The sequence below is a fragment of the Pseudoduganella lutea genome (genome assembly GCF_004209755.1).
Classification (GTDB): Bacteria; Pseudomonadota; Gammaproteobacteria; order Burkholderiales; family Burkholderiaceae_D; genus Rugamonas; species Rugamonas lutea.
Window position 1 is genome coordinate 4,957,227 of record NZ_CP035913.1, and the last position, 12,724, is coordinate 4,969,950.

The window sequence follows — 12,724 nt, forward strand, 5'->3', positions numbered from 1 at the left end:
ACATCCGGCGACTTGGCGCTACTGCGGCCGCTCAACCCCCTACCAAAAATCAGGGCTACGGAGTGTTGTAAATAGTTTGGGGACTGTCCCCTCCAGAGGGACTGTCCCCGTTGGAGGGACAGTCCCCGGTTTTGGGAAACAAAAAAGCCGCGCGGAGCGCGGCTGTGAAGTGACACCAGAGAGATCAGTATTCGGCGCCGATCCGGAAGCCGAACATGCGCGGTTCGACGAAGTAGGCTTTCATGAAGCCGCCGTAGACGGATTCGCGGTTGAGCGCTGCGTGCTTGTTCGCGGCGTTGCGCACGTACAGCTCGGCGTGCCACTTGTCGTTCGGCGCGTCGAGGCGGGCCGAGATGTCCGTCATCGCATAGGCTTTCTGGTAGCGGCCGACCACGTCGAAGTCGGAATTGCGCAGGTCGAAGTAGGCCTTGTCGCGCCAGTTCACCTTGATGTACGGCGTGATGCGGTAGCCGTTGTCGAGGCCGAATTCCTGCGAGAAGTTCAGGTTGACCTGGAACTTCGGCGTGTTCGGCAGGTGGTTGCCGTCGATGTTGTACAGGCGCCGGCCTTGCAGGTTCTTTTCGGGGCCCGTGTACGCGGGCGGGCAGGGCGGCAGGCCAAGCTCGGTGCGCACGTCGCACTGGTAATCGTCGGAGAACTCCGGGAAGTCGTGCACGTCCGTGTTGATGTAGGCGAAGCCGCCACCCAGGCGTGCGCCGCGCCATGGCCGGTAGTCCCATTCCAGTTCCAGGCCCGGGATGTCGACCTTGCCGACATTGATCGTGCGCCAGCTTTCATACACGTCGCACTTCGGCTGGTCGGCCGGGCAGGGCAGGCCGTTGTCCGGAATGATCTGGTTGACGAAGTAGGTGCCGGTCAGCTGCATGTCCTTGTACTTCATCCAGAAGGCGGTGGCCGACAGCGACAGGCGGTTGTCCAGGAACTTGCCCTTGTAGCCCAGCTCGTAGTTGGTGACCGTTTCGGGGCCATAAGGCATGAACGTCACCACGCCCGGCTGGCCATCGGCGCACAGGTGGTAGTTGCAGCTGTCCGACTTGTCGGCGAAGCCGCCCGCCTTGTACCCCGTCGAGACGGAGGCATACGCCATCTGGTTCGGCGTCATCTGCTTTTGCAGGCCCACGCGCCACGTCACCTTCTTCCACGTTTCCTTGTGGTCGTTCGACGTGGGCGCACCGTACAAACGATATGCGGCGACGCTGCCGCCCATCGCATGCGTCAGGTCGGTCCCGTTGTGGACACGGAAGCCGGGCGTGCCGGGAATGCCCTGGCTGAACAGGCCATTATAGTAGGCCGGGTCGCCTTTCCAGTTGGCGCCATACACTTCGCCGCCCTTGTCTTCCTTGCTGTCCTTGCTGTAGCGGGCGCCCAGGGTGCCGGTCCATGTCGGCATGAACTTCCAGTCGGCCTGCGCGAACGCGGCCTTGGCATCGACCTGCCGATTCGGCTGGTGATACAGCACCGAGCCCACGTCGCCGTGCGGCTTCTGGATCGTGTTGGTCTGCTCGTAGTCGATGCGGTTGCGCTCGTGCATCCAGAACAGGCCGGCCACGTACTGCACATTGCCCAGCGTTTGCTTCAACTGCGCCTCGTGCACCGTCGACAGGTAGCGCGACGACAGCGTGCGGTGGAACGAGTCGGTCAGCGGCCACGTGCCCCAGTTGCCGTCCATCGAGTTCGGGTAGGCACCATTGATCTGGAACGGCGCAGCGTGCTGCATGCCGAATTCGTCGTCGGTGCGCTCGGAACGCTTCTGGTCCGCCACCTGGAATGTATAGTCGAAGGTGGTGTTCTGGTTGATCGCCCACGACACGCCGGTGCGCAGCGTGCGGATCTGCATGTCCACTTCGCCGGGCACGTTGACCAGCAGGTCCCACTTGCCCGTGCCCGGCGCGCAGGTGTAGCGCGTGCCGGCCGACGCGTCGCAGTCGCGGAACGCGGCACCGCCGGCGCCATTGTCCTGGAAGTGCTCGTAGGCGGCCTTCAACGTGATGTCGTTGTTGACCTTGTACAGGGCCGACAGGCGCGCCGCCCACTGGTCCTGGTTCGTGTAGTACTTGTCCTTGCCGATCACCGCGTTGAAGCGCTGGTCCACGTCCGGAATGCCATCGGGCACCCAGCCCAGCTGCGGCGCGTTCGCTTCGGACAGGTCGCGCTTCTGGTTGGCGTAGCCGTCGCGCGTGACCTTCATGAAGGTGCCGCGCAGGGCCAGCTGGTCGTTCACCTTGACGTTCTGGACGAGGGTGACCTGCTTCTTGCGATAGTTGCCGATGTCGATATGGGCCTTGCCATAGTTGCCGGAAAAGTCCGGCTTGGCCGAGATCACGTTGACGCTGCCGCCGGTCGAGTTGCGGCCGAACAGCGTGCCCTGCGGGCCGCGCAGCACTTCCACCTGGTCGACGTCGAACATCAGCGCCTGCGCGCCTTGCGGGCGCGGCGAATACATGCCATCGACGTGGAAGCCGACGGCCGGGTCGCCCGTCTCGGTGAAGTTGGTGGACGTGATGCCGCGGATCGTGATCTGCACCGCCGAATCGAGGCCGGTGCTCTGGATGACGACGTTCGGGATTTCGCCGGACAGGTCCGCGAGATTGGTCGCGCCCTTGCGCGTCAGCTGCTCCTGGCTGAACGCCGACACGGCCAGCGGCGTTCTCAGCAGCGACGTCGAATAACGCGTCGCCGTCACCTTCACTTCGGGGATCTGGTCGCCGCCGTTCGTCGGGCCCAGCGTGGGGGCTTCGGCTGCGGGCGTGTTGTTCGGATCGGCCGCAGCACCGCCGGCCTGTGCATGCGCGGATAGCGGTGTCACTGCCGCGGCCAGGGCGCTGGCAACGGCAAGGCTCATCAGGGTTCGCTTGGTAGAACGCATTTCGTCTCCTTGGAATATCGGCCGGGCGCGGCCTTTTTGTCGGGACGAGTATTCATTTTTAAAAAAGCAAGATCAAGCGATTCCCCAAATGCCGTTGCTGTTTAATCCGGTTTACTAAACAGGGATGGCTTGGGGGCGGGCGCGCCTGCCAGGCCCCATGAATCCGGCCCCGGCTGTTGCGTGAAGGCGGGCGGTTTGCGCGGCCTGGAGTGCGATTTTGTCGCCTGGACCGCGAATCCTGCAGTTCGTCGCAAGCACCAAACGCTCGTGCACTGCCCGGGTTAACATGCCACCATCGCCGAACATTCCCGGAAGGAGCCAGACAATGATGACCGCACCGATGATTTGCCCCATCTTCCGGGTCCAGCCGGCCCATGCCGCCTGCTGACATCAACCCGAGAACCGCAAGGACGCCCCATGCACAAACCCCTCACCTTTGCCTTCCTGATGACAACCCTGTGGCTGATGCTCGGCACGGTGTGCGCCGAAGAAACCACCGAGACCAGGAACATCGATGCCAGGGTGGTGCGCGTCAGGCTCGATGGCCTGGTCAACCTGAAGCTGAGCCAGGGGGCCGAGCCGTCGCTGCGGATCGTCGGCGACGAGCGCCATGTGGGCAAGGTGATCGCCGTGCAGACGGGCGACACGTTGCAGCTCGACAGTGACACCAATGTCGGCAAGGGCGGCCGGGCGTCGCTGCGCGCCGAACTGGTGCTGCCGCAACTGCGCGAACTGGTGTCCGAAGGCATGGGCACGACCGAGGTCAGCGGATTTTCCGGCGACACGCTCGACATCACGCTGGACGGCACCGGCAGCATGAAGATCGCCAGCGCATTCAAGCGCCTGAAGGCAAGCCTGTGCGGCATGGGCAGCATGCACCTATGGATGTCGGACAGCGAGGACGTCGAGGTCGACCTGCGTGGCGCCGGCTACGTGACGATCGGTGGGCGCAGCAAGATGCTGCGGGCTTCGCTGGGCGGGCTGGGCGGCCTGAATGCGCAGCAGTTCCAGGCCGACTCCGTGGAGATCGATTTGTCGGGCCTGGGCAACGCCACCGTGCATGCGCGGACGAACGCCAACCTGCACCTGTCCGGCCTTGGCTCGGTGACGGTGTATGGCAAGCCGATGAACCGCAACGTCAGCGTCGACGGGCTGGGCAAGGTGAGCTGGAAGTAGCGGCAGGGACCGACAAAGAGCGACGGACCGGGCACGAGGCCCGGACGAGACGGAAACAAGTAAAAGAACGAATCCCATTCTCGCAATGAAAAAAACAGGACGACTCATGATGGCGCTGGTCGCCGCGGCCGTGATCGCGCTGGCCCTGCAGGGCAGGGCGATCGCCGGCTTCGCCGAAGGCGCGACCGCCTACAACAACCGCAACTATTCGCTCGCCTACAAGGAAATCCTGCCATTGGCGCGGGCCGGCAATGCCGATGCGGAGCACCTGATGGGCCTGATGTACTACATGGGCCGCGGCGTGCAGCAGGACTATAAACAGGCGCTGATGTGGCACCGCCGCGCGGCCACGCGGGGCAAGGCCGACGCGCAATACGTGGTAGGCGCAATGTACTACACCGGCAATGCGGTGATCCAGGACCACAAGCAGGCCGTGACCTGGTTCCGCAGGGCGGCCGAGCAGGGCCATCCCGATGCGCAGCAGGTGCTGGGCCTGATGTACCGGTACCACATCGGCGGCATGCCGCAGGATAACGTGATCGCCTACATGCTGTGGAACCTGGCCGCTGCCGCCGGCAACGCCAACGCCGCCGAGCAGCGCACCGCCGTCGCCAAGAAGATGACGCCCGAGCAGATCGAGGAGGGGCAGGCTCTCTCCGCCGCCTGGCGGCCCGGCAAGCCCCTGCCGCGCACTTCGCGCACTGGAGGGTGACGCGGGGGTTTCGCGAAGCACTGCTTCGCGCCCGCGGAACGACGCAGCCTTGCAAGGCTGCGGCTGGATGCATGAGCAGTTGGGCAGGAATATTCGCGAAGCACTGCTTCGCGCCCGCGGAACGACGCAGCCTTGCAAGGCTGCGGCTGGATGCATGAGCAGTTGGGCAGGAATGTTTTGAAAAATGGGGTCCGTCCCTAATGCCGTTCAGTTAGCGGAATTCGATGTAGTTCACGGCGCTAGCGTATTGGTGTCGGACACCGGCTTCCTGGTGTCCGACACCGGTTTTCCGCCCAGGAAATCGGCACCATCTGGCGAAGACCGGTGTCCCACACATTTTCCGGATGAAGCGCCCGGAAAAAATGTCCGACACCAGGCACGCTAAAGCCAACCCAAATGGTCACGTCGCCTTAACTTAACGGCATTAGGGTGCGCCCCCATTTTCCAGGCAATGTTTCTCGAAAAATAGGGTGCGTCCCCATTTTCGGGGCAACACTTGCGGCTTCTGCCGAAATAGCATCCCTGCGCTAGAATCGTCCTTTCCCCAGAAAGGATGACCATGCGCGCAATCGAGATCACCAAGGCCGGCCCGCCCGATGTACTGCGGCTGTGTTTTCGCGACAAGCCCCAGCCCGGTCCGGGCGAAGTGCTGATCCGCGTGCACGCGGCCGGCGTCAACCGGCCGGACGTGTTCCAGCGCCTCGGCAGCTACGCGCCGCCGCCGGGCGCCTCGGACTTGCCGGGCCTCGAGGTGGCCGGGGAGGTGGTCGAAGGCGATTTCGCCAATAGCGGATTCAAGGCGGGCGACCTGGTCTGCGCGCTGGTACAGGGTGGCGGCTATGCCGAATATGTGGTGGCGCCCGTCGAGCAATGCCTGCCGGTGCCCCATGGCCTGTCGCTGATCGAGGCTGCATCGCTGCCGGAAACGTACTTCACCGTGTGGAGCAATGTGTTCGACCGCGCCCGGCTCGGCGCCGGCGAGTCGCTGCTGGTGCAGGGCGGCACGTCCGGCATCGGCGTGACGGCGATCCAGCTGGCCGGCGCGCTGGGGCACCGCGTGTTCGCCACGGCGGGCAGCGACGACAAGGCGCGTGCGTGCGAGGCGCTGGGCGCCGAACGGGGCATCAATTATCGCCGCGAGGATTTCGGTGCGGTCGTCAAGCAGCTCACCGGCGACAACGGCGTCGACGTCATCCTCGACATGGTCGGCGGCGACTACCTGTCGCGCGAGATCAATTGCCTGGCCGACGATGGCCGCATCGCCATCATTGCGCTGCTTGGTGGCGCCAAGGGCACGCTGGACATGGGCCAGGTACTGCGCCGCCGGCTGACCATCACCGGTTCCACGCTGCGCCCCCGCTCGGTGGCCTTCAAGGCCGCCATCGCGGCCCAGTTGCGCGACAAGGTGTGGCCGCTGCTGGAATCGAAGAAGATCCGCCCCGTGATCTACGAGAGCTTCCCGCTCGAGCAGGCCGTGGAGGCGCACAAGCTGATGGAAAGCAGCACGCATGTCGGAAAGATCATGCTGCAGGTGACGTAAAGACAACGCCGGGAACGTTCATGGGGACGTCACGTCCCGGCGCTACATTACTCATGTAGTCGAGCATTGCGCGTTTGACCCTGTATTGCCGAGCACGTTACAATCGCGGGTTACCTTACAACTCAAACAAGTCGGACAGCCATGCGTCGCAAACTCGTCATCGGAAACTGGAAGATGAACGGCAGCCTTGCCGCCAATTCTGTATTATTACGCGGGATCGCGGAAGGCCATGTCGAAGGCAATGTCGATCTGGCAGTCTGCGCGCCGGCGCCGTACCTGGCGCAGTGCCAGGCGGCGCTGACGGGATCGCCGGTCGCGTGGGGCGCCCAGGATGTGTCGGCCTATGCGGCAGGCGCGTATACGGGCGAAACGGCGGCCTCGATGCTGCAGGAATTCGGCTGCCGCTATGTGATCGTGGGCCATTCCGAACGCCGCGCTTATCACCATGAAAGCAATGAACTGGTGGCGCAAAAGGCGCTGGCCGCGCTGAACGCGGGCTTGACCCCGGTGGTCTGCGTGGGCGAAACGCTGGAGGAACGCGAAGCAGGGCGCACCAACGTCGTGGTTTGCGCGCAACTGCAGGCGGTGCTGGACGTGCTGGAAAATCCGGCACTGGAAAAAATCGTGCTGGCCTACGAGCCGGTATGGGCGATCGGCACCGGCAAGACCGCAACGCCGGCGCTGGCGCAGGAAGTGCACGCGGCGCTGCGCAAGCAGGTGGCCGATCGTAGCGCGACCGCGGCCGCGCAGCTGCAGATCCTGTATGGCGGCAGCATGAAGCCGGAAAACGCGAAAGACCTGATGGCGCAGCAGGACATCGACGGGGGCCTGATCGGCGGTGCTTCGCTGAAGGCGCCGGATTTCCTGGCCATCGCGAAAGCTGGGAACTGAGCGGGAAGCCGAACATGAGCCGGGCGACAAGCGCCGGCCAACCGGTTTTCAGTCGGGGTAAAGCCGGCAATTGCATTAGTAACAGCTAGTAACAGTAGTGAAGTCGAGCAGTGAAGGCGGCAATGCCGCCGAAGAAGGAACATCCCGGCAACGGGTGGAGCAAGCGGGCCGCAGGTCCGCGCATTTATCAACTGAGAGTGAAATTACATGAACACCTTGTTCAATCTGGTCGTGGTGGTGCAGGTCCTGTCGGCACTGTCGATCATCGCCCTCGTGCTGATGCAGCACGGTAAAGGCGCCGACATGGGCGCCGCGTTTGGCTCCGGCTCGTCCGGCAGCCTGTTCGGCGCCAGCGGGTCGTCGAACTTCCTGTCGAAATCGACGGCCCTGGCGGCGGCGATTTTCTTCAGTGCGACACTCGGCCTCGCAGTGATGTCCAATGGCCGTACCGCGAACAGCGGTGGCGGGCTCCTGCAGAACGTGACCGTGCCGGTCAAGGGTTCGGCGGCGATCCCTGCGGCAACGCCTGTCACGCCGGCACCTGCCGATACGGGCGTGCCGCCTGCGTCGAATGCGGGCGTTCCTGCGGCAACGAATCAAGGCAATGTGGAAGGTGCCGCACCAGTGGCACCCGCAGCGCCGGCAGCACCGAAGTAAACCGGATATTTTTGAAGTTTTTGCCGTTTTTCTCTTTGATATCGCGCAATTCACATTAACAAACTGCGCAAAGACGAGTAGAATAGCGGCCTTAATGCCGACGTGGTGAAATTGGTAGACACGCTATCTTGAGGGGGTAGTGGCGCAAGCTGTACGAGTTCGAGTCTCGTCGTCGGCACCAGAATTTGAGAAGCCAGCAAAAGGCCCAAGGAGTTTGTCCTCACAGCCTTAGCTGGTTTTTTTACGAGGATGTGTCGTTCGGTCCCCGTCTCAGCGTTTGATCGGGGTCGAGCGTTGCAAGCTGCACCGCAATGGTGTGGCGCCTCGCCAACCGGTCGTTCAACAACAGCTGTGACCCTATCGTGAACCTCGAAACTTATTTCCCCGTTCTTTTATTCATCCTGGTGGGCATCGGCGTCGGTGTCGCTCCCCAGATCCTGGGTCGCCTGCTCGGCCCATATCGCCCGGATGCGGCGAAACTCTCCCCCTACGAGTGCGGCTTCGAAGCCTTCGAAGATGCACGCATGAAATTCGACGTGCGTTACTACCTCGTCGCAATCCTCTTCATCCTGTTCGACCTGGAAACGGCTTTCTTCTTCCCATGGGGCGTCTCCATGCGCGAACTGGGCTGGCAGGGCTACGTGACGATGATGGTGTTCATCGCTGAATTCGTCGTCGGTTTTTGGTATATCTGGAAGAAAGGTGCCCTTGATTGGGAATAAGCCATGGCTATTGAAGGCGTATTAAACGAAGGTTTCATCACCACCTCGGCCGACAAGCTGATCAACTGGGCGCGGACCGGGTCGATGTTCCCGATGACGTTCGGCCTGGCGTGCTGCGCGGTTGAAATGATGCACGTGGGCGCTGCCCGTTACGACATGGACCGCTTCGGCGTCGTGTTCCGTCCGTCGCCGCGTCACTCCGACGTGATGATCGTGGCCGGCACGCTGTGCAACAAGATGGCGCCGGCACTGCGCAAGGTGTACGACCAGATGCCGGAACCGCGCTGGGTCATCTCGATGGGTTCGTGCGCCAACGGCGGCGGCTACTACCACTACTCCTACTCCGTCGTGCGCGGCTGCGATCGCATCGTGCCCGTCGACGTCTACGTGCCGGGTTGTCCGCCGACCGCCGAGGCACTGTTGTACGGCATCATGCAGCTGCAAAACAAGATCAAGCGCACCAATACGATTGCACGGTAACGGGGCGCCCAAGAACTATGACAACACAACTGGAAGCTTTGCAAGGCGCCATCACCGGCGCCCTGGGCGAGCGCGTCACGCTCAGCGTGGCCCTCGGTGAAATCACCCTGGTCGTCAAGGCCGACGACTACCACGCAGTAATGCAGACGCTGCGCGACAATGCCGCACTCGGTTTCGATACCTTCATCGATCTGTGCGGCATCGACTATTCCGCCTACGGCGAAGGCACGTGGGAAGGCCCGCGCTTCGCGGCCGTCACGCACCTGCTGTCGGTGAAGCACAACTGGCGCGTGCGCGTGCGCGTGTTCTGCCCGGACGACGACATGCCGCTGGTCGAATCGATCACCGACATCTGGCGCGCCGCCAACTGGTACGAGCGCGAAGCATTCGACCTGTACGGCATCCTCTTCGAGGGCCACAGCGACCTGCGCCGCATCCTGACCGACTACGGCTTCATCGGCCACCCGTTCCGCAAGGACTTCCCGGTCGCCGGCTACGTGGAAATGCGCTACGACGCCGAACAGGGCCGCGTGATCTACCAGCCCGTGACGATCGAGCCGCGCGAAAACGTGCCGCGCGTGATCCGGGAAGAAAAATACGGGATGAAATAATGGCTGAGATTAAGAATTACACCCTGAACTTTGGTCCGCAGCACCCGGCAGCGCACGGCGTGCTGCGCCTGGTGCTGGAGCTGGACGGCGAAGTCATCCAGCGTGCCGACCCGCACATCGGCCTGCTGCACCGCGCCACCGAGAAGCTGGCCGAGCAGAAGACCTACCTGCAGTCGGTGCCGTACATGGACCGCCTCGACTACGTGTCGATGATGTGCAACGAGCACGGCTACGTGCTGGCCATCGAGAAGCTGCTGGGCATCGACGTGCCGCTGCGCGCGCAGTACATCCGCGTGATGTTCGACGAGATCACCCGCATCCTGAACCACCTGATGTGGCTGGGCGCGCACGCGCTGGACGTGGGCGCCATGGGCCCGTTCCTGTACTGCTTCCGCGACCGCGAAGACCTGTTCGACTGCTACGAAGCAGTATCCGGCGCGCGCATGCACGCGGCCTACTACCGCCCGGGCGGCGTGTACCGCGACCTGCCGGACGCGATGCCGAAGCACCGTCCTTCGTCGATCCGCAGCCAGAAGGAAATCGACCGCCTGAACGAACACCGCCAGGGTTCGCTGCTGGACTTCCTGGAAGCGTTCACGAACCGGTTCCCCGGCTATGTCGACGAATACGAAACCCTGCTGACCGATAACCGTATCTGGAAGCAGCGTACCGTGGGCATCGGCGTGGTCACGCCGGAAGATGCGCTGGCGATGGGCTTCACCGGCGCGATGCTGCGCGGTTCCGGCGTGCAGTGGGACCTGCGCAAGAAGCAGCCGTACGAAGTGTACGACCTGATGGACTTCGACATCCCCATCGGCACCAACGGCGACTGCTACGACCGCTACCTGGTGCGAGTGGAAGAACTGCGCCAGTCGAACCGCATCATCAAGCAGTGCATCGAATGGCTGCGCAACAACCCGGGCCCGGTCATGACGGACAACCGCAAGGTCGCTCCGCCATCGCGTGTGGACATGAAGTCCAACATGGAATCGCTGATCCACCACTTCAAGCTGTTCCAGGAAGGCTTCCACGTTCCGCCGGGCGAGGTCTACACGGCCATCGAACACCCGAAGGGCGAATTCGGCATCTACATCGTTTCCGACGGTGCCAACAAGCCGTACCGCCTGAAGATCCGTACGCCGGACTACACCCACCTGCAAGCGCTCGATGAAATGGCGCGCGGTCACATGATCGCCGACGCCGTCACCATCATCGGCACGCAGGACATCGTGTTCGGCAGTATCGACCGCTAACGAGGCAGGAAAAGATTATGTTATCCGAGCAGTGCTATAAAAAAATCGACCGCGAGCTGGCCAAGTACCCGGCCGACCAGCGCCAGTCGGCCGTGATGGCCTCGCTGGCCCATGCCCAGGTCGAACTGGGCTGGCTGTCGCCCGAAACGATGAAGGAACTGGCCGACTATATCGGCATGCCGGCGATCGCCGTGCAGGAAGTGGCCACCTTCTACAACATGTACAACCTGAAGCCGGTCGGCAAGCACAAGATCACCGTGTGCACCAACCTGCCATGCGCTCTCTCCGGCGGCGTGAAGGCCGGCGAGCACCTGAAGCAGAAGCTGGGCATCGACTACCGCGACACCACCGAAGACGGCGAATTCACCCTGCTCGAAGGCGAGTGCATGGGTGCCTGCGGCGACGCGCCGGTGCTGCTGGTGAACAACCATCGCATGTGCAGCTTCATGAACAACGACAAACTCGACGCGCTCGTGGAGGAACTGAAGAAATGACTTCCCTGCACGACCGTCACATCAATCCGCTGATCCTGAAGGACCTGAACGGCGACAACTGGCACCTGGCCGACTACGTGAAACGTGGCGGCTATTCGGCGCTGCGCCGCATCCTCGAGGAAAAGATCCCGCCCGAGCAGATCATCGCCGAGCTGAAGACGTCCGGCCTGCGCGGCCGCGGCGGCGCCGGTTTCCCGACCGGCCTGAAGTGGAGCTTCATGCCGCGCCAATTCCCGGGCCAGAAATATCTCGTCTGCAATACCGATGAAGGCGAGCCGGGCACGTTCAAGGACCGCGACATCATCCGCTACAACCCGCATTCGCTGATCGAGGGCATGGCCATCGGCGCGTATGCGATGGGCATCACCGTGGGCTACAACTACATCCACGGCGAGATCTTCCAGGATTACCTGCGCTTCGAGGAAGCGCTGGAAGAAGCCCGTGCGGAAGGCTTCCTGGGCGACCGCATCATGGGCAGCGAGTTCAGCTTCCAGCTGCACGCGCACCATGGCTACGGCGCCTACATCTGCGGCGAGGAAACCGCGCTGCTGGAATCGCTGGAAGGCAAGAAGGGCCAGCCGCGGTTCAAACCGCCATTCCCGGCCTCGTTCGGCCTGTATGGCAAGCCGACCACGATCAACAACACGGAAACGTTCGCGGCCGTGCCGTTCATCCTGAACATCGGCGCCGAGAACTACCTGGGCCTGGGCAAGCCGAACAACGGCGGCACGAAGATCTTCTCGATCTCCGGCGACGTGGAACGCCCGGGCAACTACGAAGTTCCGCTCGGCACGCCGTTTGCGAAGCTGATGGAACTGGCCGGCGGCATGCGCGGCGGCAAGAAGATCAAGGCCGTGATCCCTGGCGGTTCGTCCGCCCCGGTGGTGCGCGGCGAGATCATGATGCAGACCGACCTGGACTACGATTCGATCGCGAAGGCGGGCTCGATGCTCGGTTCCGGCGCCGTCATCGTGATGGACGAGACGCGCTGCATGGTCAAGGCGCTGGAGCGCCTGTCGTACTTCTACTACGAGGAATCGTGCGGCCAGTGCACGCCGTGCCGTGAAGGCACGGGCTGGATGTACCGGATGATCCACCGCATCGAGCATGGCCAGGGCCGCCAGACCGACCTGGACATGCTGAACTCGATCGCCGACAACATCCAGGGCCGCACCATCTGCGCACTGGGCGATGCCGCGGCGATGCCGGTGCGTGCGTTCATCAAGCAATTCCGCGAAGAATTCGAATATCACGTCGAGCACAAGCACTGCCTGGTGCCTGTGTCGGCCTTCTAAAGCGTT

General features: G+C 63.0%; 12 protein-coding genes and 1 tRNA gene. 12 read left to right on the forward strand and 1 reads right to left on the reverse strand.

Translation table 11 applies throughout. From position 1 onward, the window contains the following. Positions 1–184: 184 nt before the first annotated feature. A complete protein-coding gene (locus tag EWM63_RS21170; protein ID WP_130188308.1) occupies positions 185–2,887 on the reverse strand; it encodes a TonB-dependent receptor in 2,703 nt (900 codons plus the stop codon). A gap of 417 nt (positions 2,888–3,304) precedes the next feature. Between EWM63_RS21170 and EWM63_RS21175 the strand changes: the two genes are divergently transcribed. The 12 genes from EWM63_RS21175 (at position 3,305) to nuoF (ending at position 12,718) form a co-directional block, all read left to right on the forward strand. After that, positions 3,305–4,063 carry a GIN domain-containing protein gene (locus EWM63_RS21175; protein WP_130188309.1) on the forward strand — a complete coding sequence of 253 codons (759 nt, stop codon included), beginning with the start codon at positions 3,305–3,307 and terminating at the stop codon, positions 4,061–4,063. Between the two features lie 106 nt (positions 4,064–4,169). Beyond that, a complete protein-coding gene (locus EWM63_RS21180; RefSeq protein ID WP_229487409.1) occupies positions 4,170–4,775 on the forward strand; it encodes a tetratricopeptide repeat protein in 606 nt (201 codons plus the stop codon). Between the two features lie 559 nt (positions 4,776–5,334). After that, positions 5,335–6,315, forward strand: coding sequence for an NAD(P)H-quinone oxidoreductase (locus EWM63_RS21185; protein ID WP_130190518.1), 981 nt, complete (start codon positions 5,335–5,337; stop codon positions 6,313–6,315). A gap of 141 nt (positions 6,316–6,456) precedes the next feature. Further along, positions 6,457–7,206: a triose-phosphate isomerase gene (tpiA, locus tag EWM63_RS21190; RefSeq protein ID WP_130188311.1), complete on the forward strand. Its 750-nt coding sequence runs from the start codon at positions 6,457–6,459 to the stop codon at positions 7,204–7,206. 207 nt (positions 7,207–7,413) lie between these two features. Next, the gene (gene secG / locus EWM63_RS21195) at positions 7,414–7,863 is read left to right on the forward strand and encodes a preprotein translocase subunit SecG (protein WP_130188312.1); all 450 of its coding nucleotides are present in this window, start codon (positions 7,414–7,416) and stop codon (positions 7,861–7,863) included. A gap of 96 nt (positions 7,864–7,959) precedes the next feature. After that, positions 7,960–8,044, forward strand: a tRNA-Leu gene (locus EWM63_RS21200). A 181-nt stretch (positions 8,045–8,225) separates the two neighbouring features. Then, positions 8,226–8,585, forward strand: a complete 360-nt coding sequence (locus tag EWM63_RS21205) for an NADH-quinone oxidoreductase subunit A (RefSeq protein WP_130188313.1) — start codon at positions 8,226–8,228, stop codon at positions 8,583–8,585. Between the two features lie 3 nt (positions 8,586–8,588). Continuing rightward, positions 8,589–9,065 (forward strand): NuoB/complex I 20 kDa subunit family protein, encoded by a 477-nt coding sequence (locus tag EWM63_RS21210; RefSeq protein ID WP_130188314.1) that lies wholly within the window; start codon positions 8,589–8,591, stop codon positions 9,063–9,065. Positions 9,066–9,082: 17 nt separating this feature from the next. Beyond that, positions 9,083–9,676, forward strand: coding sequence for an NADH-quinone oxidoreductase subunit C (locus tag EWM63_RS21215; RefSeq protein WP_130188315.1), 594 nt, complete (start codon positions 9,083–9,085; stop codon positions 9,674–9,676). Next, positions 9,676–10,929 carry an NADH-quinone oxidoreductase subunit D gene (locus EWM63_RS21220; RefSeq protein WP_130188316.1) on the forward strand — a complete coding sequence of 418 codons (1,254 nt, stop codon included), beginning with the start codon at positions 9,676–9,678 and terminating at the stop codon, positions 10,927–10,929. The genes EWM63_RS21215 and EWM63_RS21220 overlap by 1 nt, the downstream gene beginning before the upstream one ends. Before the next feature lie 17 nt (positions 10,930–10,946). Next, a complete protein-coding gene (gene nuoE / locus EWM63_RS21225; protein WP_130188317.1) occupies positions 10,947–11,423 on the forward strand; it encodes an NADH-quinone oxidoreductase subunit NuoE in 477 nt (158 codons plus the stop codon). Next, the gene (gene nuoF, locus EWM63_RS21230) at positions 11,420–12,718 is read left to right on the forward strand and encodes an NADH-quinone oxidoreductase subunit NuoF (RefSeq protein WP_130188318.1); all 1,299 of its coding nucleotides are present in this window, start codon (positions 11,420–11,422) and stop codon (positions 12,716–12,718) included. The genes nuoE and nuoF overlap by 4 nt, the downstream gene beginning before the upstream one ends. Positions 12,719–12,724 lie beyond the last annotated feature (6 nt).

Coding starts and splice junctions, on each gene's coding strand:
- EWM63_RS21175 (WP_130188309.1), top strand. CDS start 3,305: ATGCACAAACCCCTCACCTTTGCCTTCCTGATGACAACCCTGTGGCTG.
- EWM63_RS21210 (WP_130188314.1), top strand. CDS start 8,589: ATGGCTATTGAAGGCGTATTAAACGAAGGTTTCATCACCACCTCGGCC.
- EWM63_RS21170 (WP_130188308.1), bottom strand. CDS start 2,887: ATGCGTTCTACCAAGCGAACCCTGATGAGCCTTGCCGTTGCCAGCGCC.
- EWM63_RS21220 (WP_130188316.1), top strand. CDS start 9,676: ATGGCTGAGATTAAGAATTACACCCTGAACTTTGGTCCGCAGCACCCG.
- secG (WP_130188312.1), top strand. CDS start 7,414: ATGAACACCTTGTTCAATCTGGTCGTGGTGGTGCAGGTCCTGTCGGCA.
- nuoE (WP_130188317.1), top strand. CDS start 10,947: ATGTTATCCGAGCAGTGCTATAAAAAAATCGACCGCGAGCTGGCCAAG.
- EWM63_RS21180 (WP_229487409.1), top strand. CDS start 4,170: ATGATGGCGCTGGTCGCCGCGGCCGTGATCGCGCTGGCCCTGCAGGGC.
- EWM63_RS21185 (WP_130190518.1), top strand. CDS start 5,335: ATGCGCGCAATCGAGATCACCAAGGCCGGCCCGCCCGATGTACTGCGG.
- nuoF (WP_130188318.1), top strand. CDS start 11,420: ATGACTTCCCTGCACGACCGTCACATCAATCCGCTGATCCTGAAGGAC.
- EWM63_RS21215 (WP_130188315.1), top strand. CDS start 9,083: ATGACAACACAACTGGAAGCTTTGCAAGGCGCCATCACCGGCGCCCTG.
- tpiA (WP_130188311.1), top strand. CDS start 6,457: ATGCGTCGCAAACTCGTCATCGGAAACTGGAAGATGAACGGCAGCCTT.